This is a genomic window from Pseudomonas sp. NFACC04-2, assembly GCF_900119265.1.
GTDB lineage: Bacteria > Pseudomonadota > Gammaproteobacteria > Pseudomonadales > Pseudomonadaceae > Aquipseudomonas > Aquipseudomonas fluorescens_AA.
This window is the reverse complement of the sequence record NZ_FPJC01000013.1, coordinates 13,310-39,008: the sequence shown is the minus strand read 5'-3', so window position 1 is coordinate 39,008 and position 25,699 is coordinate 13,310. Positions and strand designations below refer to the sequence as shown.

Below are 25,699 nucleotides of genomic sequence, written 5' to 3'. Positions count from 1 at the left end.
ACAAAACGCATCTTTAGCGAAGATCCAATGTGGGAGCGGGCTTGCTCGCGAAGACGCCGGCACAGTCGATATCAGTGCAAGCTGAACCGCCGCTTTCGCGAGCAAGCCCGCTCCCACAGAGGATTTATGGTGTGCGAAAAATTTTACTCTCGACCACAAGTAGCCAGTGATCTCAGCGTTTGTCGTTAGGCTCGACCACCACCGTGCAGGTCATCCCCGCCGCCAGCAGCACGCCGTCCGGCACTTCATCCAGATGGATGCGCACCGGCACTCGCTGGGCCAGGCGAACCCAGTTGAACGTGGGGTTCACATCGGCGATCAGTTCGCGGCTTTCGGGGTTGTCGCGGTCGTAAATGCCTCGGGAAATACTTTCCACATGGCCCTTGAGCATCTCACCGCTCATCAACTGCAACTGCGCCGAATCGCCGACCCGCACCTTGGGCAATTTGGTCTCTTCGAAGAAGCCGTAGACCCAGAACGAATGCATGTCCACCACGGCCATTTTCGCCTCGCCGATGCGCGCATAGTCGCCGCGGTGCACGTTGAGGTTGGTGACGTAGCCATCCACCGCCGCGCGAACGTCGGTGCGCGACAGGTTCAGCTCCGCGGCTTCCAATTGGGCCTGGGCCTGTTGGTAATCGGCCAGGGCCGAGTCGGCGATGTTGCTGGCGTCGTCGCGGTTTTCCCGGGAGATCACCAGGCTGTCCAAGTCGGCACGTCGATGGGCGTTGACCTTGCGCATCTCCCAGGTGGCCTTGCGCGACGCCACCAGGGAGCGCGCCTGCTTCACGGCGATGCGGTAATGCTCAGGGTCGATACGCATCAACAAGTCGCCCTTTTTCACCAACTGGTTGTCGCGCACCGGCACCTCGACCACCTCGCCGCTGACATCGGCGGCCACATTGATGATGTCGGCCCGCACCCGGCCATCGCGGGTCCAGGGCGTGTTCATGTAATGGACCCACAGCGTACGGCCGATCCACAAGGCCAGGGCCAGAACCAACAGCGTCGCCAGCAGGCTGAAAAACTTTTTCATCGCATCGATCTCAACGGTAGACCGTCAGCGCCAGCGCGCCGAACAGACAGGTAAACAGACTCAGGCGCAACAACGCCGGGTGCCAGAAGAAACGGTACAGGTCCAACCCCGATAGGAAGCGGTCCAAGGCCCAGGCCAGGCCGGCGGCGATGAAAAACATCAGGGTCATGGTGGGCATGTACACGCCATGGAAGGCGATCTCACGGGGCATGTTCAGGTTCCTGGGGAAGCGATGCGGCATGCGGCCTGGCATAGCCGGCCAATGGCGATTGCGGGTCCAGCAGCGAAGTGCGGATGAAATGCAGGTAGCTTTTCACCCGACGCAGGGCCGAGGTGTCGAAATGCGGGGCGAAGGGTTCGTCGGTGGCCTGCACGCGGCCGATGGCATGATCCACCGCCACCAACGCACGTTCCAGATTGCTCTGGCTCGGCTGGCGGAATAGCCGCACCAGCGCCCGCCCCATCCCCCGAATCGCCTGGCGCCATGGCTGGCTTTCGGCATATGCCGGGTGCACCGGCAAGGTTGCCTGCTCCTTGCGCAACTCAATAATCGCGTGACCGACTTCCAGCACCACGAACATCCAGCGCAGCAAGTCCCGTTGCACTTGGGGTTGCCCAGCCGCCAGACCGTAGGCCTGGTGCAGCAGGTCGCGGGTGCGGCTTTCAAAACTCGAGGCCAGCCCCTTCAGACGACCGCTAATGGCGAACACCACTTGCTCACGCAGGTCCTGCTCCAATCGACGCCACAACCAGCGGCTGTTGGGCGGCAGGATGATCGCTCCGGCAGCGGCGCACACCAACATGCCAAGGATCATCGCAATGTAGTCGTTGATGAAGGCGTAGGGGTTGTAGACCGTCAGGTTGTCCGGCACCGAGCTGGTACAGAAAAAGATCAGCAGCCCCAGTCCGACCCCGGCGTATTGCGGCCTGGAACCGAGGAACGAACCGAACATGATGACGGGGGCGAGCATCACGCAGAGCAACGGAAAACCATCGATCAGCGGGAAAATGAAAAACATCTCGACGAAGCCGACCAGCGCCCCCAATAACGTACCGCAGGCCATCTGGAAAGCCATGCGCTTGGGGTTCGGGGTGGCGGCCGAGAGACCCACGGTGGCTGCGGCGATCATGGTCATGGTCGCGCCGCTCGGCCAGGCCGTGGCGACCCAATAGCTGCCCAGGACCAGCAGGATGAAAGCGGCGCGAAACCCCGATGCCGTGGCGGCCAGCCAGTTGGTCTGGGGCACGAACGGTTCGTCCCAGCGCTCGCGCTCGTGGCGATGCTCGGCCAGGGAGGCATGGGTCAGGGCGTAGCCGTGCAAGTCGTCGACAAAGCGATAAAGCAGCTCATAAGCGGTATGAAAGTCCAACTGCTCGCCATCGCTTGGCGCAGTGTCCTGGAACGCTGCCCGCAAGCGCCGTACCTGGGCCGGCAGGTCAGCCTTATAGTCCGCCAGCGCCGCCGCCAACCGCGCTGCGTCGGCGTCGGTCAAGGCCCGTGCGCTAAAGCCGTCCAGCAGCTCGGCAAGGTTTTGCAAACCAGGCTTGATGGCGTTCACCACATGATCCGCCGCCCCGCCGCGCAAGCGTTCGAGCAATTGGTGCAAGGCATTGAAACGGGTGGTGACACCCATGAATTCACTGTTCAAGCGGCTGAGCCGACCATTGCGCCGACGCATGTGCGGGTCTTCGAACACCGTCACGCTGCGCAGGCTCTCCAGGCCGACGGCTTCGGCGATGAAGCGCACGTTACCGGCCTCGAAGGCCTCCCGCTTGCTTCGTCCGCGCAAGCCGTCGGTGACAAACAGGGCGAACACGCCAAAGCGCTGGTACAAGGCGTTGCGCATGGAGGCGCTGGCGGTTTGCGGCAGGATCGCGGCACTGAACAGGGTCGAGCAGAGAATCCCCAGGGAAATCTCCAGCACCCGCCAGACCGCCGCCATGAACGCCCCTTCGGGGTGGGCCAACGCTGGCAAGCCGATCATCGCCGCAGTGTAGCCAGCCAGCACGAAACCATAGGCGCGGAAGTTACGATACCGCGCCGCCCCTGCCGAACAGATGCCGACCCAAATCGCCAGGCAGCCAAGGAACAGCTCGGTGTTCTGGGCGAACAGGGCGATCAGCGCCACCATCACCGCAGAACCCGCCAGGGTGCCGAGGAAACGGTAGAAGCTCTTGGCGAACACCTGCCCGCTCTGGGGCTGCATGACGATGAACACGGTGATCATGGCCGTACGCGGTTGTGGCAATTCCAGGCGCATCGCCAGCCACAAGGTCAGGAACGCGGCGAACAGGACCTTGAAGATATAGACCCAGGTCACCCCGTCGCTGCGGGCCCAGTCGAAGAAACCACGGCGCCATTCGAGGCGATACAGCCGGCGTGCGGGGGCAAGTAAGGACATCATTGGATGCTGCTTGCGCATCGTGGCGAGGGCGTTTGCTCCCGCTTGGGTTGTGCCTTGTCGGAGCTGTGGAGGCGCTGTGTAGGAGCTGCCGAAGGCTGCGATCTGTTGATCTTTTGATCTTTCGCTTGAGCTTCAAGTGTCTGGGGAAAGATCGCAGCCTCGTTGCACTCGTCAGCTCCTACAGAGTCCAGTCCGCCGCCCAACGCCGTCACCAGATCGGCATGGGCTGTCAGGCGAGCCGCCTCCACCCGCTGTTGCACCTGTTGCTGCTTGAACAACAGGCTTTGGGCGTTGAGCACGTTGAGGTAGTCGGTGAGGCCGCGCTGGAAGGCCACCATCGCGATGTCGTAGGTACGCTGGGCCTTCGCCACCGACTCGGCGGCGAAGGCCCGCTGCTTGTCCATGGATTCGCGACGGATCAATTGATCGGAAATGCTCTTGAGCGCGTTTACCAGTGTCTGGTTGTAGTGCGCCACGGCGATGTCATACCCGGCGGCCGCCTCGCCCAACTGCGAACGCAGGCGCCCGCCATCGAAGATCGGCAACGTGATCGCCGGCCCGACGTTGTAGGTGAGTTTCTTGCCGGTCAAAAACTCCAGCGCCCCGCCACCGGTGGCCATGTAACCGAGGCTTCCCACCAGGTCGACGTTGGGATAGAAGCCGGCCCGGGCCACATCGATGCCCCGGGCCTGGGCCGCCACCTGCCAACGCCCGGCCACCACATCCGGACGCTGGCCAAGCAGCTCGGCAGGCAAGGCCGACGGCAGATTCAAGGGCGCGCCGAGGACCAGGGTCGGACGTTGCAACGGCGCACCCGCTCCCGGTCCCTTGCCCGCCAAGGCCGCCAATTGATTGCGGCTCAAGGCGATGGCCTCATCCAGGGCGTCGAGTTGGCGATGGGTCTCGGGCAGGGGCGCCTGGGCCTGGCTGACTTCGAAATGGGTGCCGATGCCTCCGTCCAGACGCTTCTGCGCCAGGTCGAGAATCTGCTCTTGTTGGCGCAGGGTCGCGACGACAATATCGCGCTGGGCGTAGTGCAACGAAAACTGGATGTAGGCGCGCACGATGTTGTTCTGCAATTCCAGTTGCGCCTGTCGTGCCTCAGCGACGCTGACGTGGGCCAAGTCAACCGCCCGTTCGCTGGCATTGCGCTCACGGCCCCACAGGTCCAGGGCATAACTCAAGCCCAGGGAAGCATTGTTGTCCCAGGTCGTGGTGTCGGCCAACTCGCCCGGGCCGTAGAACTGATCGGAGGGCCAGTTATGGCGCTTGAGGGTCGACTCGCCATTGATCTGCAACGACTCGGCGGCCTCGGCAATGCCGGCCATGGCCTTGGCCTGGCGTACTCGTGCCGCGGCCATGGCCAGGCTCGGGCTGCCTTGCACGGCCAGGTCGATCCAGCGATCCAGTTGCCGATCGCCATAAGCTTGCCACCACTGGCGGGTGGGCCAGTGGGCGTCGCGGGCGGCCTCGCGGATGGCGGCATCGGTCGCCAGTTGATTGGCCGGCAACACCTGGCCTTGCGGCGCAATACCACCTGTGCCGATGCAACCGCTGATGGCTAATGTCAAAACCCAAACACTGAGAGTCTTCAGCTCTCTGCTGATGCAACGCGGCACTTGCGCAAAATTCCTAAGAGAGAGTCGAGAACCTGTAGGAGCACCCTGTGGGAGCGGGCTTGCCCGCGAAGGCGGTTACCCTGGCAACATCACCGCCAACTGACCCACCGCTTTCGCGAGCAAGCCCGCTCCCACAGGTACTGCACCAGACAGCAGGGCCAGACCAGCGCCACAGTGCCGGCAATTCTAGGCACCCCGCCGAACGGCGATAAGCCGACCTTTCTGCGAATCTTTGTTACCGTTAACGCGATAATCCATTAGTCGGGTCCCGCATCTCTGTAACTTCATGTCACAATTTGCCACCTCCCAAGAGAGCCCTCCATGGACACCTTGCAAAACATGCGCGCGTTCAGCTGTGTGGCCGAAGCCGGCAGTTTCACCGCCGCCGCCGTGCAGCTGGATACCACCACAGCCAACGTCTCGCGCGCGGTTTCCAACCTGGAAGCCCACCTGCAAACCCGCCTGCTCAACCGCACCACACGGCGCATTGCCCTGACCGAGGCGGGTAAACGCTACTTACTGCGTTGCGAGCAGATCCTGGCTTACGTCGAAGAAGCGGAAGCCGAGGCCAGCGACGCCCATGCGCGACCGGCCGGGCAGTTGAAGGTCCATACCATGACCGGCATCGGCCAGCATTTCGTGATCGACGCCATCGCCCGCTACCGCAAGACGCATCCGGACGTGACCTTCGACCTGACCCTGGCCAACCGGGTACCGGACATCCTCGACGAGGGCTACGACGTCTCCATCGTGCTCGCCAGCGAACTGCCGGATTCGGGCTTCGTCTCCCAGCGCCTGGGGATCACCTACAGCATTGTTTGCGCCTCGCCCGCCTACGTGAAAGCCAGCGGCTGCCCGCAAAAACCCAGCGACCTGCTCAACCACGCCTGCCTGCGCCTGGTCAGCCCGGTCATCCCGCTGGAAAAATGGGTGTTCGACGGCCCGGAAGGCCAAGAGATGGTCACCATCAACAGCTCACCGTTCCTGGTGAACTCCGCCGATGCGATGAAAACCGCGATCACCAGCGGCATGGGCGTGGGGGTATTGCCGGTGTATGCGGCCATCGAAGGCTTGCGCAACGGCACGCTGGTGCGGGTCATGCCCAACTACCGCTCCCAGGAACTGAACCTCTATGCCATCTACCCGTCGCGCCAATACCTGGATGCGAAGATCAAGACCTGGGTCGAGTACCTGCGCGGCTCGTTGCCGGAAATCCTCGCGGCGCACCAGGCTGAACTGACGGCTTACGAATTGAGTGGCAGCCTGGCAGGCGCACGGGTCACGAGCTGAGGTCGTCCCCGTGCTTGAAGGTGCAATTCAGCGCTTGCCCATGGAACGCCGCGTGCCGGGAGGCGCCGCGCCCGGGGTCTTGGTATGGCCATTCTTCGCGCCGTTCTTGTACCACGGCTGTTGCCCGGCGCCCTTGGCCGCCGCCAGCTCACCGGGTTTGAACGGGAATTTGAAAGCAGGGATCGCCGCCTTGATGTCCTCGCTGCTGGAAACATCGCTGACGGGCAAATCGGCCTGTTCGCCGCCGGGGAGATCGTCCGCGGGCGAAGGTATCGGGGAAGTCATGTAAGGCTCCGGGTCATGCATGCAAGTCGGGCCCGAAGGGCGAGCCGCGAAAGGCGGCAGTATACCTGCCCGATATCACCGCGCGCTGGCAGTTTCATCCGGTATATGCATTCATCCGACAGCAAGCCGGGACAAAGCTGACAAGCCCGTCAGTTAGCCGTCACCTTCCTGACCGGCTCGCAACGCTATATAAGAAAGCTCCAACTCTTGCGTCTCGAACCGGCCCTTCATATCCATGCGCATCCAGAAGAAAACTGTCCTGATTGTCGTGCTGTTGATCGCCCTGGCGGCCCTCGCCCTCTGGTTTTTGCTCAAGCCTGTGACCGCCAGACCCGGCGCTCCCGCCGCCGTTCCGGTACGGGCCGTCAGCGTGATGCAAAAGGATGTGCCGCGCTTTGCCAGCGGCATCGGCACGGTGCTGTCGCTGCACAGCGTGGTGATCCGCCCGCAGATCGACGGCATCCTCACCCGGCTGCTGGTCAAGGAAGGGCAACGGGTCAAGAAGGGTGACCTGCTGGCGACCATCGACGATCGCTCGATCCGCGCCAGCCTCGACCAGGCCCGGGCCCAGCTCGGCGAAAGCCAGGCACAGCTGGCGGTGGCCCAGGTCAATCTCAAGCGCTACAAATTGCTGAGCGTCGATGACGGCGTCTCGAAGCAGACCTACGACCAGCAACAGGCGCTGGTCAACCAGCTCAAGGCGACCGCCCAGGGCAACCAGGCGGCTATCGACTCGGCACAGGTGCAACTGTCCTACACCCAGATCCGCTCCCCGGTGAGCGGTCGCGTAGGCATTCGCAATGTGGACGAAGGCAACTTCCTGCGCACCAGCGACGCCGAAGGCCTGTTCACGGTGACCCAGATCGACCCCATCGCCGTGGAGTTCTCCCTGCCCCAGCAAATGCTCCCCACCTTGCAACGATTGATCGCCGCCCCCGAGCAAGCCTTGGTCAAGGCCTATATTGGCGCCGATGGCGCCACCGGGGAACTGCTCGGCGAGGGACGCCTGAGCCTCATCGACAACCAGATCAACGCCAACACCGGAACCCTGCGGGCCAAGGCTGAATTCAACAACGCCGCACAACGGCTGTGGCCGGGGCAACTGGTGACACTGAAAATCCAGACCGCCATCGACAAGGACGCCCTGGTGGTACCGCCTACCGTGGTCCAGCGCGGCCTGGAGCAACACTTCGTGTACCGCATAAAGGGCGACAAGGTCGAGAGCGTGCCGGTGGAGATGGTTTACCAGGACAGCGACCTGCACATCATCAAGGGGGTGAACGCCGGCGACCAACTGGTGAGCGACGGCCAGTCACGGCTCAAGCCGGGCAGCCACATCCAGGTGCTCAGCGACCCACCCGCCCTGGCCAGGACCGCGGAGCCGCAGCCATGAAGGGTCGCGGCTCGGTTTCGGCGTGGTGCATCGACCACCCCATCGCCACGGTACTGCTGACGTTCGCCCTGGTGCTGCTGGGGGTGATCGCGTTTCCTCGCCTGCCCGTCGCGCCCTTGCCGGAGGCGGAATTCCCGACTATCCAGGTCAACGCCCAGTTGCCTGGGGCCAGCCCCGAAACCATGGCGTCGTCGGTGGCGACGCCACTGGAAGTGCAATTCAGTGCCATTCCCGGCATTACCCAGATGACCTCCAGCAGCGCCCTGGGCTCGACCAACCTGATCCTGCAATTCAGCCTCGATAAAAGCATCGACACCGCCGCCCAGGAAGTGCAGGCGGCGATCAACACCGCCGCCGGCAAACTGCCCAACGACATGCCGAACCTGCCGACTTGGCGCAAGGTCAACCCCGCCGACAGCCCGGTACTGATCCTCAGCATCAGTTCCACGCTGATGCCCGGCACCGAACTGAGCGACTACGTCGAAACCCTGCTCTCCCGTCAGATCAGCCAGATCGATGGCGTAGGACAAATCTACATCACCGGCCAGCAACGTCCGGCGATCAGGGTCCAGGCCTCGGCCGACCGGCTCGCCGCCATCGGCCTGACCCTGGCGGACATTCGCCTGGCGCTCCAACAGGCCAGCCTCAACCTGGCCAAGGGCGCCTTGTACGGTGAGTCGAGCATTTCCACTCTGTCCACCAACGACCAGTTGTTCAAGCCCGCGGAGTACGGAGAGCTGATCGTGTCCTACCGGGACGGGGCACCGGTTCACCTCAAGGACATCGCCAAGGTGGTCAACGGCTCGGAAAACGCCTACGTCCAGGCCTGGGCCGACAACGAGCCCGGGGTCAACCTGGTGATTTTCCGGCAACCAGGGGCCAATATCGTCGAGACCGTCGACCGCATCCAGGCGGCCCTGCCCACCCTGCAAGCCATGTTGCCCGCCGCGGTGCAGGTCAAGGTGCTGATCGACCGCACCCAGACCATCCGCGCCTCGCTGCACGAAGTGGAAATCACCTTGCTGATCGCGGTGCTGCTGGTGGTGGCGGTGATGGCGTTGTTCCTGCGCCAGCTCTCGGCGACCCTGATCGTCTCGGCGGTGTTGGGGGTGTCGCTGACCGCCAGTTTCGCCCTGATGTACGTAATGGGTTTCAGCCTGAACAACCTGACCCTGGTGGCGATCGTCATCTCGGTAGGGTTCGTGGTGGACGATGCGATTGTGGTGGTGGAGAACATCCACCGACACCTGGAGGCCGGCGACGGCATGCGCGAGGCGGCGATCAAGGGGGCCGGCGAAATCGGCTTTACCGTGGTCTCCATCAGTTTCTCGCTGATCGCCGCGTTCATTCCGCTGCTGTTCATGGGCGGCGTGGTCGGGCGCCTGTTCAAGGAGTTCGCCCTGACCGCCACCTCGACCATCCTGATCTCGGTGGTGGTGTCCCTCACGTTGGCGCCGACCCTGGCCGCGTTGTTCATGCGCGCCCCGGTCCATCACGCCCATGGCAAGGCGGGGTTCGGCGAACGCCTGCTGGGCGGGTATGAGCGGGGCCTGCGCAAGGCCCTGGCCCATCAGAAGCTGATGATCGGCGTGTTCGGCCTGACCCTGGCACTGGCGGTGGTGGGCTATGTGTTCATTCCCAAGGGCTTCTTCCCGGTGCAGGACACCGGCCTGGTGCTGGGCACCAGCGAAGCCGCCGCCGATGTGTCGTTCCCGGACATGGTGGCCAAGCACAAGGCCCTGGCCGATATCGTCGCCGCCGACCCGGCGGTGCAGACCTTCTCCCACTCCGTCGGCGTCTCTGGCAACAACCAGACCATCGCCAACGGCCGTTTCTGGATCGCCCTCAAACCCCGGGGCGAGCGTGACGTGTCGGCCAGCGGCTTCATCGACCGGATCCGCCCGCAATTGCTGAAAATCCCCGGCGTGGTGCTGTACCTCAGGGCCGGACAGGACATCAACCTCAGCTCCGGTCCTAGCCGCGCCCAGTATCAGTATGTGCTCAAAAGCAACGACGGGCCGAGCCTCAACGCCTGGACGCAAAAACTCACCGACAAGCTGCGCGGCAACCCGGCGTTCCGGGACATTTCCAACGACCTGCAACTGGGCGGCAGCATCACCCACATCAACATCGACCGCAGCGCGGCGGCGCGCTTCGGCCTCACTGCCACCGATGTCGACCAGGCCCTGTACGACGCCTTCGGCCAGCGGCAGATCAATGAATTCCAGACCGAGACCAACCAGTACAACGTGATCCTGGAGCTCGATACCGCGCAGCGGGGCAAGGCCGAAAGCCTGGCGTATTTCTACCTGCGTTCGCCCCTGAGTGGGGAAATGGTGCCGCTCTCGGCCCTGGCCCGCTTCGATGCGCCGAGCAACGGCCCGCTGTCGATTGCTCACGACGGCATGTTCCCGGCCGCCAACCTGTCGTTCAACCTGGCGCCTGGCGTGGCCCTGGGAGACGCGGTGCGCCTGCTCGACCAGGCGAAGAACGAAATCGGCATGCCGGCCGCCATCACCGGTAATTTCCAGGGCGCGGCCCAGGCCTTCCAAAGCTCGCTGGCAAGCCAGCCGTGGCTGATCCTCGCCGCGCTGGTGGCCGTGTACATCATTCTCGGCGTGCTCTACGAGAGTTTCGTGCACCCGTTGACGATCATCTCCACTTTACCCTCGGCCGGCCTCGGCGCGCTGATCATGCTCTGGCTGCTGGGCCAGGACTTTTCGATCATGGCCCTGATCGGGCTGGTGCTGCTGATCGGGATCGTCAAGAAGAACGGCATCCTGATGATCGACTTCGCCCTCGACGCCCAGCGCAACAAAGGGCTGGCCCCCCAGGAGGCGATTTTCCAGGCGTGCCTGACACGCTTCCGCCCGATCATGATGACCACCCTGGCGGCCCTGCTCGGTGCCCTGCCGCTGATGCTCGGTTATGGCCCCGGCGCGGAACTGCGCCAACCCCTGGGCATCGCCGTGGTGGGCGGCCTGTTGGTGAGCCAGGCGCTGACGCTGTTCACGACACCGGTCATATACTTGTGGCTCGAGCGAGTGTTCCATCGGCCCTCCCAGCAGCCAGGGTCGGCGCCGACGGCGGCGCTGGCGAGCACAGACCACTGAGGCGGGGCCATGCGCGTTCTGATCATCGAAGACGAAGAAAAAACCGCGGATTACCTGCACCGCGGCCTGACCGAACAAGGCTACACCGTGGACGTGGCACCGGACGGCATCGAAGGGCTGCACCTGGCCCTGGAAACCGACTATGCGGTGATCGTGCTCGACGTGATGCTGCCGGGCCTGGACGGCTTCGGCGTCTTGCGGGCCCTGCGCGCCCGCAAGCAGACACCGGTGATCATGCTCACCGCCCGGGAACGGGTCGAGGACCGCATCAAGGGCTTGCGCGACGGTGCCGATGACTACCTGGGCAAGCCCTTCTCGTTCCTCGAGCTGGTGGCCCGCCTGCAAGCCCTGACCCGCCGCAGCGGTGGCCATGAACCGGTGCAAGTGAGCATCGCCGACCTGTGGATCGACCTGATCAGCCGCAAGGCCACCCGCGCCGGCCAGCGCCTGGACCTGACCGCCAAGGAGTTCTCCCTGCTCAGCGTCCTGGCTCGCCGCCAGGGCGAAATCCTTTCGAAAACCGCCATTGCCGAAATGGTCTGGGACATCAACTTCGACAGTGACGCCAACGTGGTGGAAGTGGCGATCAAACGCTTGCGGGCCAAGCTCGACGGGCCATTCGAACAGAAGTTGCTGCACACCATTCGCGGCATGGGTTATGTGCTGGAGAGTCGCAGCGATGAGCGTCCCTGACAGCATCGCCCTGCGCTTGAGCGCCATGTTCACACTGGTGGCGGCGCTGGTGTTCCTGTTGATCGGGGGCGGTTTGTACCAACAGGTCGGCAAGGGCCTGGGCCTGTTGCCCGAAGCCGAGCTCGACGCCCGCTACAGCGTCCTGGAGTCCACCGTCGGCCGCTACGGCACGCCTGAACACTGGGTGAAGATCAACAACAAGCTGCGATTGCTTGGCGAAGAAGACAAGCGCATCCATTTTTGGATCGTCAGCAACGATCCGCGCTTTGAATACGGCGATCCCGATGCGCAGATCCGCACCTTTGCCCAAGGCCCGCTGGGTAAACGCGACCTGACGTTGCCCCATCGGCATTACCCGATGAAAGTGCTGGTGAGCCAATTCCCAGCCAAGGACCGACGCCCGCCGCTGCGCTTCATGATCGGCATCGACACCGAAACCTTCTACCAGACCCAGCATCGCCTGTTGGTGGCGCTGGTGAGCCTGGCGATTGTCGGCGTGCTCCTGGCCTCGTTGCTGGGCTACTGGGTCGCACGCATCGGTCTCAAACCGCTGATCAAGCTCTCCGAGGAAGCCCGGCGCCTGGCCCCACCCCGCCTGTCCGGGCGCTTGCAACTGTCGCCCTTGCCGCCGGAGCTGAGCCAGTTCGTCAGTTCATTCAACGCCACCCTGGACCGGGTCGAACAGGCTTACTCGCGGCTGGAGTCGTTCAACGCCGACGTCGCCCATGAATTACGCTCGCCCCTGACCAACCTGATCGGCCAGACCCAGGTGGCGCTGACCCGGGGGCGTTCGGCTGAACATTACTTCGAAGTATTGCAATCGAATCTCGAGGAGTTGGAGCGGCTACGCTCGATCATCAACGACATGCTGTTCCTGGCCAGCGCCGACCAGGGCAGCAAGGCCACCAAGTTGACCAGCGCATCCCTGGCCGGCGAAGTAGCGACCACCCTCGATTACCTGGACTTCATTCTGGAAGATGCCCAGGTCCAAGTCCGGGTCAGCGGCGACGCCCAGGCCAACATCGAGATCGCTCACCTGCGGCGGGCGCTGATCAACCTGTTGAGCAACGCCGTGCAGCACACCGCACCCGGGCAGGTGATCGACGTGCGCATCGAAGCCCTGGGCGACCAGATCAGCCTCGCCGTCACCAACCCCGGCGAACCGATTGCCGGCGAGCACCTGCCACGCCTGTTCGAACGGTTCTATCGCGTCGATGCCTCGCGCAGCAACAGTGGCGCCAACCATGGGCTGGGGCTGGCCATCGTCAAGGCCATTGCACTGATGCACGGTGGCGATGTGTTTGTGCACAGCGACCAGGGTGCCAATACGTTCGGAATCCGTTTGCCAGCCTGACGCCCCTCCCCATTGGGCTCGTACGCATCATCAGATCTTTCCAGGCCAATGAATGCTGGGCGAAAGCCAACTGTAGCAAAATTGGAATACCGTCCGAACGCGCCCCCAGCTTTCATTAATTACCGGGTAATTGCGCAAACACTGATTGCCCGCTCTCATTGATCCAAGCACAATCAGCAAAAGGCCAGCATCTGGTTCATTGCCGGTTTGCAATCCTTTGGGACGGATCCCAGCCACATGACAATGCAGACATCGGAACCATGAGCGCGCGCAGTGCGACACCCGGCAACACCCCGCTTTCGAGACGTTCGGAACGGGTACTCGTACTGGCCAGCTCGCTGGTTGTCATTGCCATCCTGAGCATCGTGACGTTTCTGTTGATCCGCGAACATGCCGCCGCACAACAGGCTGCGACCCGTGCGGCGACCAATATCGTGCAATTGATTGACGCCGATGTGCTGCGTAACGTGGAACTCTACGATCTGTCGCTGCAAGGCTTGGTCGCCGCCGCCAAACGCGACGACCTGAAAGACGTTTCGCCGACGATTCGCCATCTGGCGCTGTTCGACCGCGCCACCGCCGCCCCCTACAAAGGCGATATCCTGCTGCTCGACAAGCATGGCGATGTCATCGCCGACTCCGCTTCGGTCGAACCACGCAAAGGCAATTACGCCGACCGGGAATATTTCCAGTCCCATGTCCAGGACCCGAGCCTGGGCATGATGATCAGTCGCCCGTTCCGTTCCAGGAGTCACGCGCAAGATTGGCGCATCAGCTTCAGCTATCGACTGAGCGATGACCGGGGTGAGTTCATGGGCGTGGCCGAGGCCGCGATGCGCCTGAACTACTTCAGCCAGTTGTTCAAAAGCCTGAACATCGGCCACGGGACGGTCAACCTGGTCAGCCGCGATGGGATTCTGTTGGCCCAGGAACCGCCCCTGGCCGACGACATGATCGGCAAGGACTTCAGCAACCGACCGAACTTCGTACGCATCCTGCGTGAAGGTAACGGCAGTTTTACCGGCATTTCCAGTGTTGATCAGACACAGCGGCTGTACACCTTCTCCCAAGTAGGCAACCTGCCATTGATCGTCGTGGTAGCCCTCTCCTCCCGAGAGGTCTTCGCTTCATGGCAACGCACGGCGTTGTTGGTCAGCGGCGCCACCGGCGCGCTGTGCATCGGCTTGCTCTGGCTCACCTGGCTGCTGCGCCGCGAATTGCGCCGCCGTTACAGAGCTGAACGGGAATTGGCCCAACTGGCGTCCATCGATCCCCTCACGGGCCTGGCCAACCGACGAACACTGGACGAGACGTTGCAACGGGAATGGCTGCGCGCCCAACGCTCGGGCCAACCGTTGTCTGTGCTGATGATCGATGCCGATCATTTCAAGGCGTTCAACGATCGCCATGGTCATCAACAGGGTGACGAGGCCCTGCGCACCTTGGCGCAATTGATCGGCCAGCATGTCCGACGCCCCGCCGACCTGGCGGCGCGCTATGGCGGTGAGGAGTTCTCGGTGGTGCTGCCGGAAACCACCACCGCTGGCGCCTTCACCATGGCCCAGCATATTCGCGACGCGGTGGAACAACTGCCACCGGTGTCCGAGGGGGAAGCGCCCATGACGGTCAGTATCGGCATCGCCACTTGGGCACAAGGGCCATATGGCGAACTCGAACAACTCCTGTTCGCCGCCGACAAGGCGCTTTACCAGGCCAAGGCCACCGGACGCAATCGTGTGGTCTGCGCGATGTAACACCGGTGCATCCAAAGACTATGGACATGGCTCTCTGTGGCGAGGGAGCTTGCTCCCGTTGGGGCGCGCAGCGGCCCTGAAATCTGGCGCCGCGGTGTATCAAACTCATTAGCCAGGGCCGTTTGGGGCTGCTGCGCAGCCCAGCGGGAGCAAGCTCCCTCGCCACAGGTTTCCCCCCTCGCTCTCGACGAAAACCCGGCCATAAAAAAAGGCCACCCGAAGGCAGCCCTTAAAAAACTAGAGAGGTTTTTTGCTTACACCGCCGCGACAGGGCGCATGTAAGAGATTGGTGCGGTGCTGGCGTCTTCGAACGTCACGACTTCCCAAGCATCTTTCTGCTCAATCAACTTGCGCAGCAACTGGTTGTTCAGTGCGTGGCCGGACTTGAAGCCCTTGAACTCACCAATCAGGCTATTGCCCAGCAGGTAGAGGTCGCCGATTGCATCGAGGATCTTGTGCTTGACGAATTCGTCTTCATAACGAAGGCCGTCTTCGTTCAACACACCATCGGAATCGACCACGATCGCGTTTTCAACACTGCCGCCGAGTGCGAGGTTGTGCTTGCGCAGGTACTCGATATCACTCATGAAACCAAACGTACGGGCGCGGCTGACTTCTTTTACGAACGAAGTGCTGGAAAAATCCACGCTTGCACTCTGGGTGCGGTCACGGAAAACCGGATGATCGAAATCGATCTCGAAGCTCACCTTGAAACCTTCGAAAGGGACGAAAGTGGCGCGCTTGTCGCCGTCTTCCACTGTCACTTCCCGCAGGATGCGGATGAACTTCTTGGCTGCGTCCTGCTCTTCCAGGCCAGCCGATTGAATCAGGAATACAAAGGGTCCGGCACTGCCATCCATGATCGGGACTTCGGACGCGGAGAGCTCGACGTAGGCGTTATCGATGCCCAGGCCAGCCATGGCCGAGAGCAAATGCTCCACCGTATCCACTTTGGTGTCACCGTTGACCAGTGTGGTCGACATAGTGGTTTCACCAACGTTTTCCGCGCGAGCAGGAATCTGCACCACAGGGTCGAGGTCGGCACGACAAAACACAATGCCGGTGTCGATAGGCGCGGGCTTGAGGGTCAGGTAGACCTTCTCGCCGGAGTGCAAGCCGACACCTGTGGCACGGATAATATTCTTCAGGGTGCGTTGTTTAATCATGGCATGGGCCGCTTCAGCGCAAATTGCGAACTGGTATCAACAAAGGCTGGCGATGATAGCAGACCAGACCTTTGCTGAACACCAATCACCCGTATCCCCCTGATACATTTCATCAATCGGCCTGACGACGCAGGAAAGCCGGGATGTCCAGGTAATCCAAATCGTCTTGCGGATTCATCTTCGCGGCAGTCGCAGTACCGGCCTGGGCCTGGTTGCGCATGACGGTCGGACGGTCCAGGTCACGGTAGTTCACCGCAGGCGCTTCCTGACGCGCAGCCACTTGTTGTTGCGGTTGCGAAGCCATGGAGGTGTGAACGGTGTTGTCGATGACCTTCACAGGCTTCTCGATTTTCGCGCCCAGACCGGTGGCAACCACGGTCACGTGCAACTCGTCGCGCATGTCCGGATCGATAACGGTACCGACCTTGACCATCGCGTGCTCGGAAGCGAAGGCTTCGATGATGCTACCCACGTCGGAGTACTCGCCCAGGGACAGGTCAGGACCGGCGGTGATGTTCACCAGGATGCCGCGTGCACCTTGCAGGTTCACGTCTTCGAGCAACGGGTTGCGGATGGCCGCTTCGGTGGCCTCGCGAGCACGGTTCGGACCGCTGGCGCAGCCAGTGCCCATCATTGCCATGCCCATTTCGCTCATGACAGTCCGTACGTCGGCAAAGTCGACGTTGATCATGCCTGGACGCTTGATGATGTCGGAGATACCGCGAACGGCACCGGCCAGTACGTCGTCAGCCTTGGCGAAAGCCGACAGCAGGCTTGCGTCCTTGCCCAGGATGGTCAGCAGCTTCTCGTTGGGAATGGTGATCAACGAGTCGACGCTTTCAGACAGCAGACGGATACCTTCGTCGGCGATCTGCATACGCTTGCGGCCTTCGAAAGGGAACGGACGGGTCACCACCGCAACGGTGAGGATCCCCATTTCCTTGGCCACTTCGGCGATGATTGGCGCCGCACCCGTACCGGTGCCGCCGCCCATGCCGGTGGTGATGAACACCATGTTGGTGCCTTGCAGGACTTCAGCGATGCGCTCACGGTCTTCGAGAGCGGCCTGACGACCGACCTCAGGGTTGGCGCCGGCACCCAGGCCTTTGGTCACGCCAGTGCCCAGTTGCAGGATGGTCCGCGCGCCGATGGATTTCAGCGCCTGGGCATCAGTGTTGGCGCAGATGAATTCAACGCCTTCAATGTTGCTCTTGACCATGTGGTTGACAGCGTTGCCGCCGCCACCGCCGACACCGATTACTTTGATAACCGGGCTAGCGGGGATGTTGTCTACGAGTTCGAACATTTTCCCTCTCCTTTCATTCTCTAGTTTTTTTCGCCTACTGCGTTTGCTGCGTCTTCCAGCGCCAAGCCTGAAACCTGCCGCGTGAAGCTTTGAAACTGTTTAAAAGTTGCCCTTGACCCAAGCCTGGAGCCGCTCGAACAGCGGTGCCTTCGGCTCGTCGCTGCTGTAGCTGTCGCGGCTGCCAATCCCTGAAAACGAGATCCCATCGGACTGTTTCTGCAGGCCGTACATCAACAGGCCCACGCCGGTGGAATAGATCGGGTTGCGGACCACGTCATCCAGGCCCTTGACGCCATGAGGCACGCCCAGGCGCACCGGCATGTGGAAAATCTCTTCGGCCAGCTCGACCGCGCCTTCCATCTTCGACGTACCGCCGGTCAGCACGATGCCGGCCGGGATCAGGTCTTCGTAGCCGCTGCGACGCAGTTCGGCCTGGATCAGCGTGAACAGCTCGTCGTAGCGCGGCTCGACCACTTCGGCCAGGGCCTGGCGCGACAGTTCGCGCGGTGGACGGTCGCCGACACTCGGCACCTTGATGGTTTCACCGGCACCGGCCAGCTTCGCCAGGGCGCAGGCGTAACGGATCTTGATTTCCTCGGCGTACTGGGTCGGGGTGCGCAACGCCATGGCGATGTCGTTGGTCACCTGGTCGCCGGCAATCGGGATCACGGCCGTGTGGCGGATCGCGCCTTCGGTGAAGATCGCGATGTCGGTGGTGCCGCCGCCGATGTCCACCAGGCATACGCCCAGTTCTTTCTCGTCGTCGGTGAGCACCGAATAGGCCGAGGCCAGTTGCTCGAGGATGATGTCGTCGATTTCCAGGCCGCAGCGACGCACGCATTTCTCGATGTTCTGCGCGGCGTTCACCGCACAGGTCACCACGTGGACCTTGGCTTCCAGGCGCACGCCGGACATGCCCAGGGGTTCACGCACGCCTTCCTGGTTATCGATCACGTAATCCTGCGGCAGGGTGTGCAGCACACGCTGGTCGGCCGGGATCGCCACGGCCTGGGCCGCGTCAAGTACGCGCTCAAGGTCGGCGGAGCTGACTTCCCGATCACGAATCGCCACGATGCCGTGGGAGTTCAGGCTGCGGATGTGATTGCCCGCCACGCCGACGAACGCCGAGTGGATCCGGCAACCGGCCATCAGCTGCGCCTCTTCGATGGCGCGCTGGATCGATTGCACAGTGGACTCGATGTTCACCACCACGCCTTTTTTCAAGCCGCGGGACGGGTGTGTACCGATCCCGACGATGACCAGCGTGCCGTCGTCCGCGACTTCGCCTACCAGCGCCACCACCTTGGAAGTGCCGATATCGAGACCGACGATCATTTTCCCGCTTTGCACGTTTGCCATGGGTCCTGCCTCTTCTTAATTCTTCGCGACGGCGGGTTCGGCCGTCGTCGGCGCTACAGGTTCCCGCCAGCCAACGGCCAGGCCGTTGGCGTAGCGCAGATCGATGCGCGCAATGTTCGTAATCTGTTCTTTGAGCGTCTTGTCATAGATGGCGATGAAGCGGCGCATCTTTTCCACCAGGTTGCCGCGCCCGAGCAACAGCTCGATGCCCGGCCCCGAGCTGCCCGCGCCAGTGGTCAGGAACCAACTGCCGCGCTCACGCAACTCCAGGCGCGCGATGGAGAAGCCCAACGGCCGCAACATCTGGCTCAACACCTGGTATTGCTGCATCACTTGCTGCTGGGCCCGCTGTGGACCGAACAGTTGTGGCAAATGTTCATAGTTGGCCAGTTCTCGCGGCGTAAACGCCTGGCCCTGGTTGTTCAACAGCGACTCGTCGCCCCAACGGGCCACCGGCAGTTGCTCTTCCAGGCGAATCGACACCTGGTCGGGCCACACCCGCCGGACTTCGGCGTGAGCGATCCAGGGCATCTGCTCCAGCTCCGTGCGCATGCCCGCCAGGTCGATGGTGAAGAAGCTCGACGCGACGAACGGGGCGATCCGCTGCTGCACGGCCTGCTGGCTGATGTAGCTCAGGTCGCCCTGGACGTTGATCCGGGCGATCGGTCGGTCGGCATAAGGCAGCAACCGTTGCGCGCCTTCATAGGTGCCGAACCCCAACGCCACCAGCAGCACCGGCCAGAACAGGCTCTTGAGAAAACCAAAATTGGCTTTCGGCAAGCGCGCCGACATCGGCTCTTTGGCCACCATTCGGCTGGCACCCCGCGGCACCGGCTTGCGACCGGGTGCGGATGGCTGATGACGAAGCGATGCGCCTTGCATGGCTTAACCTCTTGGCTCTTGAGTGCCGACACTGGCCGCCAGGATCGACAGCACCAGTTGCTGGAAATCCAGACCGGCGGCACGGGCCGCCATCGGTACCAGGCTGTGATCGGTCATGCCGGGCGCAGTGTTGACTTCCAGGAACCAGAACTGCCCATCGGCGTCCTGCATCACGTCTGCCCGGCCCCAACCGGCGATGCCCAGCGCCTCACAGGCCTTGGCCGTGAGGTCCATCAGTTCTTTTTCCTTGGCAGCATCCAGCCCGCAGGGAATGCGGTACTGGGTATCGTTGGCGATGTACTTGGCGTCGTAGTCGTAGAACGTGTGGGGCGTGCCCAGCGCAATCGGGGGCAACACCTGGTCACGCAGGGTGGCGATGGTGAACTCGGGACCGGTGATCCATTGCTCGACCAACACTTGCGAATCGTAGGAACTGGCGTCCTTCCATGCCGCGGTCAACTCAGGCAGCGAATTCACTTTCGCCATGCCGATACTTGAACCTTCATGGGCCGGTTTGACGATCAAAGGGAAGCCCAGTTCCGTGGCCGCCGAAATACAATCGGCCTCGGACGCCAGCACAGCGTGACGCGGCGTCGGAATACCGAGGCTGTGCCAGACCTGCTTGGTGCGCAGTTTATCCATCGCCAGGGCGGATGCCAGGATGCCGCTGCCGGTGTAGGGGATCCCCAGGCATTCGAGCAGGCCTTGCATGCTGCCGTCTTCGCCGCCGCGACCATGGAGGATGATGAACGCGCGATCGATCTTTTCGCTCAGCAGGCGCTGCAGGAAATCGTCGCCCACGTCGATGCCGAAGGCGTCGACGCCGGCGCTTTGCAAGGCTTGCAGCACGGCGTTGCCGGACTTGAGGGACACCTCGCGCTCGGCGCTCTTGCCACCGAACAGCACGGCCACGCGGCCGAAGGCTTTCGGATCGAGGGTCGAGACCAGGTTGGCGTAGGCAGCAGTCATTTCAATTTCCCCTCGCTGGAGGCCACGATTGCTCCGGCGAATAACGGACTTTTCAACAGTTTCGGGGCCAGGCCACCGATGTCGCCGGCACCCTGGCACAGCAGGATGTCGCCGGCGCGCAGCAACGGCTTGACCAGCGGCGCCAGGTCTACGCCACGTTCGATGTAGATAGGGTCCAACTGGCCGCGTTGACGAATGCTGTGGCACAACTGGCGGCTGTCGGCCCCAGGGATCGGTTCTTCACCGGCCGGGTAGACTTCCATCAACAGCAGCACGTTGGCGTCGGCCAGCACCTGGACGAAATCGTCATACAGGTCGCGGGTGCGGCTATAGCGGTGCGGCTGGTAGACCATCACCAGGCGCCGCTCCGGCCAGCCACCGCGCACGGCCTTGATCACCGCCGCGACTTCGGTCGGGTGGTGGCCATAGTCGTCCACCAGCATCACGTTGCCGCCGTCCACCGGCAGTTCGCCATAGACCTGGAAGCGTCGGCCTACGCCCTGGAACCCGGACAGGCCCTGGACGATGGCTTCATCGCTGACGCCTTCGTCGGTGGCGATGCAGATGGTGGCCAAGGAGTTGAGCACGTTGTGGTTGCCAGGCATGTTCACCGACACATCCAACGGCTCGCGATCAGGGCGCAAGACGGTGAAGAACGTCTGCATGCCTTGCTGGCGCACATTGATGGCGCGTACGTCGGCGTCTTCGCCAAAACCGTAGGTCACGGTCGGGCGCTTGATCAGCGGCAGGATCTCACGCACCACCGGGTCGTCCAGGCACACCACCGCCAGGCCGTAGAACGGCAGGTTGTGCAGGAACTCGACGAAGGTCTTCTTCAGCTTGTTGAAGTCACCGTCGTAGGTCGCCATGTGGTCGGCGTCGATGTTGGTCACCACGGCCACCAGCGGTTGCAGGTGCAGGAAGCTCGCATCGCTCTCGTCGGCTTCGGCGATCAGGTAGCGGCTGGTGCCCAACTGGGCATTGGTGCCCGCGGCATTCAGACGACCACCGATCACGAACGTCGGGTCCAGGCCACCGGCCGCGAACACCGAGGCGATCAGGCTGGTGGTGGTGGTTTTGCCGTGGGTACCGGCGACGGCGATGCCATGGCGATAGCGCATCAGCTCGGCGAGCATCTCAGCCCGTGGCACCACGGGAATGCGGCGCTCCAGGGCGGTGGCGACTTCCGGGTTGGAGGTGTTCACGGCGCTGGAAACCACCAATACGTCAGCATCGGCGGCGTTCTCGGCACGGTGACCGATAAAGATCTGCGCACCGAAGGACTCCAGGCGCTCGGTGACCGGGGAAGCTTTCAGGTCGGAGCCCGAGACCTGGTAACCCAGGTTCAGCAATACCTCGGCGATCCCGCACATGCCCACGCCGCCGATACCGACGAAGTGGATGCGGCGGATACGGCGCATTTCCGGTTGCGGCATGGCTTTGCGATTCTCAACCATGGGCCACCTCCAGGCAGGTATCGACCACTTGGGCCGTAGCATCGGGTTTGGCCAGGCGGCGGGCGGCGCGGGCCATGTCTTCAAGTCGTTGCGGCTGCATCAAAACCTCTGTCAGGCGGGCGGCAAGATCCGCGGCGCCAGTCGTTCTTTGCGGCATCAGGAAGGCAGCGCCTTCACGGGCCAAATAATCGGCGTTACGGGTCTGGTGATCGTCGATGGCGTGGGGCAAAGGCACCAGCATCGAGGGCAGACCGGCGGCAGCCAGTTCACTGATGGTCAGCGCACCTGCGCGGCAGACCACCAGGTCGGCCCAGCCATAGGCTTGGGCCATGTCTTTGATGAAAGGCTGCACTTGCGCCTCGACGCCGGCGGCGCGATAGCGCTCGGCGGTCACTTCATCATGGTTTTTGCCAGCCTGGTGAAACACTTCCGGCCGCAGGTCGGGAGCGACCAGCGACAAGGCTTCGGGCAGCAATTTGTTCAACGGTTCCGCCCCCAGGCTTCCGCCCAGGATCAGCAAACGCGCCTTGCGTCCAGTCAGGGCTGGACGCGGTGTATCGAGGAACAGCTCGGTACGCACCGGATTACCGGTGGTACGGCGGCTGCCCGACAGGGTAAAGGTGTCGGGAAAGGCTTCACAGACCCGGGCGGCCAACGGCACCAGTAACCGATTGGCGGTACCGGCCACGGCGTTCTGCTCGTGAACGATCACCGGCACACCGGCCAGTTTTGCCGCAACCCCACCAGGACCGGTCACATAACCACCGAACCCGACCACGCACACTGGGCGCAACCGACGAATGATCGCTCGCGCCTGCCAGATTGACTTGAGCAGCATCAGCGGCGCCTTGAGCAACGACAACTTGCCCTTGCCCCGCAGGCCGCTGGCGTCGATCCGGTGCAGTTCGAGGCCGGCGCCAGGCACCAGTTCGTTCTCGATCCCTCGCGGCGTACCCAGCCAGTGCACGGTGAAGCCCCGCGCCTGGAACTCCCGGGCACAGGCCAGCGCCGGGAACACGTGCCCGCCGGTACCGCCCGCCATGATCAGCACGTTAGCGCCCATGAGTCGGCTCCTCGGCGAAGTCGCTCTCCTGGAATTCCATCTCTTCGCTGCCCAAGTGGGTTCGGCTCTCCCATTCGATGCGCAGCAACAGGCCGAGACAGGCACAGCAGATCACCAGGGAACTGCCGCCATAACTGAGGAACGGCAGCGTCAGACCTTTGGTCGGCAACAGCCCGACGTTCACGCCGATGTTGATCAGGAACTGGCCGATCCACAGGAACGACAAGCCATACGCCACGTAAGCGGCGAAAAACTGCTTGGCCTTCTCGGCCCACAAGCCGATGTACATGCCGCGTACACAGACGAAGACGAACAGGGCGACGGTGCACAGGGAGCCGACGACGCCCAGCTCCTCGGCCAGGACCGAGAACACGAAGTCGGTGTGGGCTTCCGGCAGGTAGAACTGCTTCTGCACGCTGTTGCCCAGGCCCACGCCCAACCATTCGCCGCGACCGAAGGCAATCAGGGCCTGGGTCAATTGATAGCCGGAACCGAACTGGTCGGCCCAGGGGTCGGTAAAGGTGATCAGGCGTGCCATCCGATACGGTTGCGCCTGCACCAGCACCGTCACCGCCGCCACCGCCAGCACGACCATCAAGGTGAAACGGAACAGCCCGACGCCACCCAGGAATAGCATCGCCGCCGCCGCGCCCATCATCACCACCGTGGCGCCGAAGTCCGGCTCCATCAGCAGCAGGCCCGCCATGGGCAGCAACACGATGAATGGCTTGAAGAAACCCATCCAGCTCTCGCGCACTTCCTTCTGGCGACGCACCAGGTAACCGGCGAGGTAGATCACCACGAAGACCTTGGCGATCTCCGAAGGCTGAACGTTGAAGAAACTGAAGCCGATCCAACGCATGGAACCGTTGACCTCGCGGCCAATGCCCGGCAACAGCACCATCACCAACAGGCCGAAGGCCCCGAGCAGCATCATCCAGCCCAGGCGCTGCCAGGTCGCGATCGGCACCATCATGGTGACGATGCACGCGCCCAGACCGATCACCAGGTAAATGAGGTGGCGGATCATGTGATAAAGGGTGTTGCCCGACTGCACGGCCGCCACTTCCGACGAAGCGGAGGTGATCATCACCAGGCCCAGGCCCAGCAAGGCCAGGCAACCAGCGAGCATCGGGAAATCCAGGTCGATGCCGCGCCCGGTGATCAACGGCGACGGGTACGGCTTGATGATATTCATCAGGCTCATGCCAAGTCCTCCGCAGCCCGGGCGAACAGCTGCCCGCGTTCTTCGTAGTTCTTGAACATGTCAAAACTGGCGCAGGCCGGTGACAGCAGCACCGCGTCGCCCGGTTGCGCGAGAGCGCGGCATTGCTGCACCGCCTCGTCCAGCGAACCGACGCGAACCAGCGGCACGGCAACGCCCAGGGCCTGGGCGATCAATTCGCGGTCGCGGCCCATCAACACCACGGCACGGCAGTTGGCTGCCACGGGGTCACGCAGGTCCTTGAAGTCGGCGCCCTTGCCATCGCCGCCGGCGATCAGCACGAGCTTGCCTTCGATGTCCGTCCCCAGCCCTTCGATGGCCGCCAGCGCGGCACCGACGTTGGTGGCCTTGGAGTCGTTGTACCAGGCCACGCCATCGAGGTCGCGCACCCACTGGCAGCGGTGCTCGAGACCGGCAAACGTGCGCAGGGCCGACAGCATGGCGTCGAACGGCAGGCCGACCGCATGTCCCAGGGCCAACGCGGCCAGGGCATTGGCCTGGTTATGGGCGCCACGAATCTTCAGTTCGCGCACCGGCATCAGGTTCTGGAATTCGAAGGCCAGGTATTTCTCGCCATTCTCTTCACGCAAGCCGAAGCCTTTGAAATCCGGAACGCCCAGGCCGAAGGACCAGCACGGCATGCCCTCGCCCAGCAACGGACGGGTCAAGGCATCCTGGCGGTTGAACACCACTTGCCGGGCCCCGCGGAAGATCCGGTGCTTGGCCAGGTGATACGCCGGCAGGCCGCTGTAGCGGTCCATGTGGTCTTCGCTGACGTTGAGCACGGTGGCCACTTCGGCGCCCAGGTGATCGGTGGTTTCCAGCTGGAAGCTCGACAGCTCCATCACGTACAGCTCGACGTCGTCGCTGAGCAGGTCCAGGGCCGGTGTACCGAGGTTGCCCCCAACGGCGACCCGCTTGCCGGCCGCAGCGGCCATCTCGCCCACCAGAGTGGTGACGGTGCTCTTGGCGTTCGAACCGCTGATGGCAATGATCGGCGCCTTGGCGTTACGCGCGAATAACTCGATATCGCCGGACAATTTCACACCACGGGCAGCCGCCGCCTGCAGGGCCGGAGTCGCCAGGGCCAGGCCAGGGCTCACGTAGAGCTCATCGGCGCGGCACAGGAACTCGACGTCCAGCTCGCCACAACGCACGTCCACCTGGGGATAGTCACGGCGCAGCGTGGCCAGCTCAGGCGGATTTTCCCGCGTGTCGGCCACGGCAAACGACACGCCCCGGTTCGCCAGGAAGCGAACCAGGGACATGCCGCTCTTGCCGAGGCCGACAACGATGCGGAAGTGGTCAGAAGCGATCAGGGACACTCGTT

General features: G+C 62.9%; 20 protein-coding genes. 6 read left to right on the top strand and 14 right to left on the bottom strand.

The window, feature by feature from the left end:
* Positions 1-172 precede the first annotated feature (172 nt).
* Genes BT125_RS17930 through BT125_RS17915 form a run of 4 tightly spaced genes read right to left on the bottom strand, consistent with a single transcriptional unit; the run spans position 173 to position 5,060 of the window.
* A complete protein-coding gene (locus BT125_RS17930; protein ID WP_072408902.1) occupies positions 173-1,036 on the bottom strand; it encodes an efflux RND transporter periplasmic adaptor subunit in 864 nt (287 codons plus the stop codon).
* A gap of 10 nt (positions 1,037-1,046) precedes the next feature.
* On the bottom strand, positions 1,047-1,247 hold the full coding sequence (locus BT125_RS17925; RefSeq protein WP_003205331.1) for a DUF1656 domain-containing protein: 201 nt from the start codon (positions 1,245-1,247) through the stop codon (positions 1,047-1,049).
* Positions 1,237-3,441, bottom strand: coding sequence for an FUSC family protein (locus BT125_RS17920; protein WP_072408900.1), 2,205 nt, complete (start codon positions 3,439-3,441; stop codon positions 1,237-1,239). Before BT125_RS17920 ends, BT125_RS17925 begins: the two co-directional genes overlap by 11 nt.
* Positions 3,438-5,060: an efflux transporter outer membrane subunit gene (locus tag BT125_RS17915; protein ID WP_256573787.1), complete on the bottom strand. Its 1,623-nt coding sequence runs from the start codon at positions 5,058-5,060 to the stop codon at positions 3,438-3,440. Before BT125_RS17915 ends, BT125_RS17920 begins: the two co-directional genes overlap by 4 nt.
* Positions 5,061-5,381: 321 nt before the next feature.
* On the opposite strand from BT125_RS17915, the gene BT125_RS17910 reads away from it, so the two are divergent.
* On the top strand, positions 5,382-6,350 hold the full coding sequence (locus BT125_RS17910; protein WP_060740766.1) for a LysR family transcriptional regulator: 969 nt from the start codon (positions 5,382-5,384) through the stop codon (positions 6,348-6,350).
* Positions 6,351-6,377: 27 nt separating this feature from the next.
* Here BT125_RS17910 and BT125_RS17905 read toward each other — a convergent pair whose 3' ends face one another.
* Positions 6,378-6,635 carry a hypothetical protein gene (locus BT125_RS17905; RefSeq protein ID WP_072408898.1) on the bottom strand — a complete coding sequence of 86 codons (258 nt, stop codon included), beginning with the start codon at positions 6,633-6,635 and terminating at the stop codon, positions 6,378-6,380.
* Between the two features lie 235 nt (positions 6,636-6,870).
* Here BT125_RS17905 and BT125_RS17900 point away from each other — a divergent pair, with 235 nt between their 5' ends.
* The 5 genes from BT125_RS17900 to BT125_RS17880 all read left to right on the top strand — a co-directional run bounded on the left by BT125_RS17900 (position 6,871) and on the right by BT125_RS17880 (position 14,942).
* Positions 6,871-8,028 carry an efflux RND transporter periplasmic adaptor subunit gene (locus tag BT125_RS17900; RefSeq protein ID WP_072408896.1) on the top strand — a complete coding sequence of 386 codons (1,158 nt, stop codon included), beginning with the start codon at positions 6,871-6,873 and terminating at the stop codon, positions 8,026-8,028.
* Positions 8,025-11,141 carry a multidrug efflux RND transporter permease subunit gene (locus BT125_RS17895; protein WP_072408894.1) on the top strand — a complete coding sequence of 1,039 codons (3,117 nt, stop codon included), beginning with the start codon at positions 8,025-8,027 and terminating at the stop codon, positions 11,139-11,141. Before BT125_RS17900 ends, BT125_RS17895 begins: the two co-directional genes overlap by 4 nt.
* A gap of 9 nt (positions 11,142-11,150) precedes the next feature.
* Positions 11,151-11,834 (top strand): heavy metal response regulator transcription factor, encoded by a 684-nt coding sequence (locus BT125_RS17890; protein ID WP_060740762.1) that lies wholly within the window; start codon positions 11,151-11,153, stop codon positions 11,832-11,834.
* Complete coding sequence (locus BT125_RS17885) at positions 11,821-13,188, top strand: heavy metal sensor histidine kinase (protein WP_072408892.1); 1,368 nt, start codon at positions 11,821-11,823, stop codon at positions 13,186-13,188. The genes BT125_RS17890 and BT125_RS17885 overlap by 14 nt, the downstream gene beginning before the upstream one ends.
* Positions 13,189-13,448: 260 nt before the next feature.
* Positions 13,449-14,942, top strand: a complete 1,494-nt coding sequence (locus BT125_RS17880; protein ID WP_072408890.1) for a sensor domain-containing diguanylate cyclase — start codon at positions 13,449-13,451, stop codon at positions 14,940-14,942.
* A gap of 254 nt (positions 14,943-15,196) precedes the next feature.
* Here BT125_RS17880 and lpxC read toward each other — a convergent pair whose 3' ends face one another.
* The 9 genes from lpxC to murD all read right to left on the bottom strand — a co-directional run bounded on the left by lpxC (position 15,197) and on the right by murD (position 25,694).
* Positions 15,197-16,108, bottom strand: a complete 912-nt coding sequence (gene lpxC, locus BT125_RS17875) for a UDP-3-O-acyl-N-acetylglucosamine deacetylase (RefSeq protein ID WP_003178240.1) — start codon at positions 16,106-16,108, stop codon at positions 15,197-15,199.
* 112 nt (positions 16,109-16,220) lie between these two features.
* A complete protein-coding gene (gene ftsZ / locus BT125_RS17870) occupies positions 16,221-17,414 on the bottom strand; it encodes a cell division protein FtsZ (protein ID WP_072348503.1) in 1,194 nt (397 codons plus the stop codon).
* A gap of 99 nt (positions 17,415-17,513) precedes the next feature.
* On the bottom strand, positions 17,514-18,773 hold the full coding sequence (ftsA, locus tag BT125_RS17865) for a cell division protein FtsA (protein ID WP_003205342.1): 1,260 nt from the start codon (positions 18,771-18,773) through the stop codon (positions 17,514-17,516).
* A 15-nt stretch (positions 18,774-18,788) separates the two neighbouring features.
* Entirely contained in the window at positions 18,789-19,655 is an 867-nt protein-coding gene (locus BT125_RS17860; RefSeq protein WP_042729561.1) for a cell division protein FtsQ/DivIB, read from the bottom strand.
* 3 nt (positions 19,656-19,658) lie between these two features.
* A complete protein-coding gene (locus BT125_RS17855; RefSeq protein WP_072408888.1) occupies positions 19,659-20,624 on the bottom strand; it encodes a D-alanine--D-alanine ligase in 966 nt (321 codons plus the stop codon).
* Positions 20,621-22,081 (bottom strand): UDP-N-acetylmuramate--L-alanine ligase, encoded by a 1,461-nt coding sequence (gene murC / locus BT125_RS17850; protein ID WP_060740758.1) that lies wholly within the window; start codon positions 22,079-22,081, stop codon positions 20,621-20,623. Before murC ends, BT125_RS17855 begins: the two co-directional genes overlap by 4 nt.
* A complete protein-coding gene (gene murG, locus BT125_RS17845) occupies positions 22,074-23,144 on the bottom strand; it encodes an undecaprenyldiphospho-muramoylpentapeptide beta-N-acetylglucosaminyltransferase (RefSeq protein ID WP_072408886.1) in 1,071 nt (356 codons plus the stop codon). Before murG ends, murC begins: the two co-directional genes overlap by 8 nt.
* Positions 23,134-24,351 (bottom strand): putative lipid II flippase FtsW, encoded by a 1,218-nt coding sequence (gene ftsW / locus BT125_RS17840; protein ID WP_072408884.1) that lies wholly within the window; start codon positions 24,349-24,351, stop codon positions 23,134-23,136. The genes murG and ftsW overlap by 11 nt, the downstream gene beginning before the upstream one ends.
* Entirely contained in the window at positions 24,348-25,694 is a 1,347-nt protein-coding gene (gene murD / locus BT125_RS17835) for a UDP-N-acetylmuramoyl-L-alanine--D-glutamate ligase (RefSeq protein WP_072408882.1), read from the bottom strand. The genes ftsW and murD overlap by 4 nt, the downstream gene beginning before the upstream one ends.
* Positions 25,695-25,699: the final 5 nt, after the last annotated feature.

Excerpts from the sequence above, each read along its gene's own strand:
- BT125_RS17930 (WP_072408902.1), bottom strand. The coding sequence starts at position 1,036 with ATGAAAAAGTTTTTCAGCCTGCTGGCGACGCTGTTGGTTCTGGCCCTG.
- BT125_RS17925 (WP_003205331.1), bottom strand. The coding sequence starts at position 1,247 with ATGCCCCGTGAGATCGCCTTCCATGGCGTGTACATGCCCACCATGACC.
- BT125_RS17920 (WP_072408900.1), bottom strand. The coding sequence starts at position 3,441 with ATGATGTCCTTACTTGCCCCCGCACGCCGGCTGTATCGCCTCGAATGG.
- BT125_RS17910 (WP_060740766.1), top strand. The coding sequence starts at position 5,382 with ATGGACACCTTGCAAAACATGCGCGCGTTCAGCTGTGTGGCCGAAGCC.
- BT125_RS17905 (WP_072408898.1), bottom strand. The coding sequence starts at position 6,635 with ATGACTTCCCCGATACCTTCGCCCGCGGACGATCTCCCCGGCGGCGAA.
- BT125_RS17900 (WP_072408896.1), top strand. The coding sequence starts at position 6,871 with ATGCGCATCCAGAAGAAAACTGTCCTGATTGTCGTGCTGTTGATCGCC.
- BT125_RS17895 (WP_072408894.1), top strand. The coding sequence starts at position 8,025 with ATGAAGGGTCGCGGCTCGGTTTCGGCGTGGTGCATCGACCACCCCATC.
- BT125_RS17890 (WP_060740762.1), top strand. The coding sequence starts at position 11,151 with ATGCGCGTTCTGATCATCGAAGACGAAGAAAAAACCGCGGATTACCTG.
- BT125_RS17885 (WP_072408892.1), top strand. The coding sequence starts at position 11,821 with ATGAGCGTCCCTGACAGCATCGCCCTGCGCTTGAGCGCCATGTTCACA.
- BT125_RS17880 (WP_072408890.1), top strand. The coding sequence starts at position 13,449 with ATGAGCGCGCGCAGTGCGACACCCGGCAACACCCCGCTTTCGAGACGT.
- lpxC (WP_003178240.1), bottom strand. The coding sequence starts at position 16,108 with ATGATTAAACAACGCACCCTGAAGAATATTATCCGTGCCACAGGTGTC.
- ftsZ (WP_072348503.1), bottom strand. The coding sequence starts at position 17,414 with ATGTTCGAACTCGTAGACAACATCCCCGCTAGCCCGGTTATCAAAGTA.
- ftsA (WP_003205342.1), bottom strand. The coding sequence starts at position 18,773 with ATGGCAAACGTGCAAAGCGGGAAAATGATCGTCGGTCTCGATATCGGC.
- BT125_RS17860 (WP_042729561.1), bottom strand. The coding sequence starts at position 19,655 with ATGCAAGGCGCATCGCTTCGTCATCAGCCATCCGCACCCGGTCGCAAG.
- BT125_RS17855 (WP_072408888.1), bottom strand. The coding sequence starts at position 20,624 with ATGACTGCTGCCTACGCCAACCTGGTCTCGACCCTCGATCCGAAAGCC.
- murC (WP_060740758.1), bottom strand. The coding sequence starts at position 22,081 with ATGGTTGAGAATCGCAAAGCCATGCCGCAACCGGAAATGCGCCGTATC.
- murG (WP_072408886.1), bottom strand. The coding sequence starts at position 23,144 with ATGGGCGCTAACGTGCTGATCATGGCGGGCGGTACCGGCGGGCACGTG.
- ftsW (WP_072408884.1), bottom strand. The coding sequence starts at position 24,351 with ATGAGCCTGATGAATATCATCAAGCCGTACCCGTCGCCGTTGATCACC.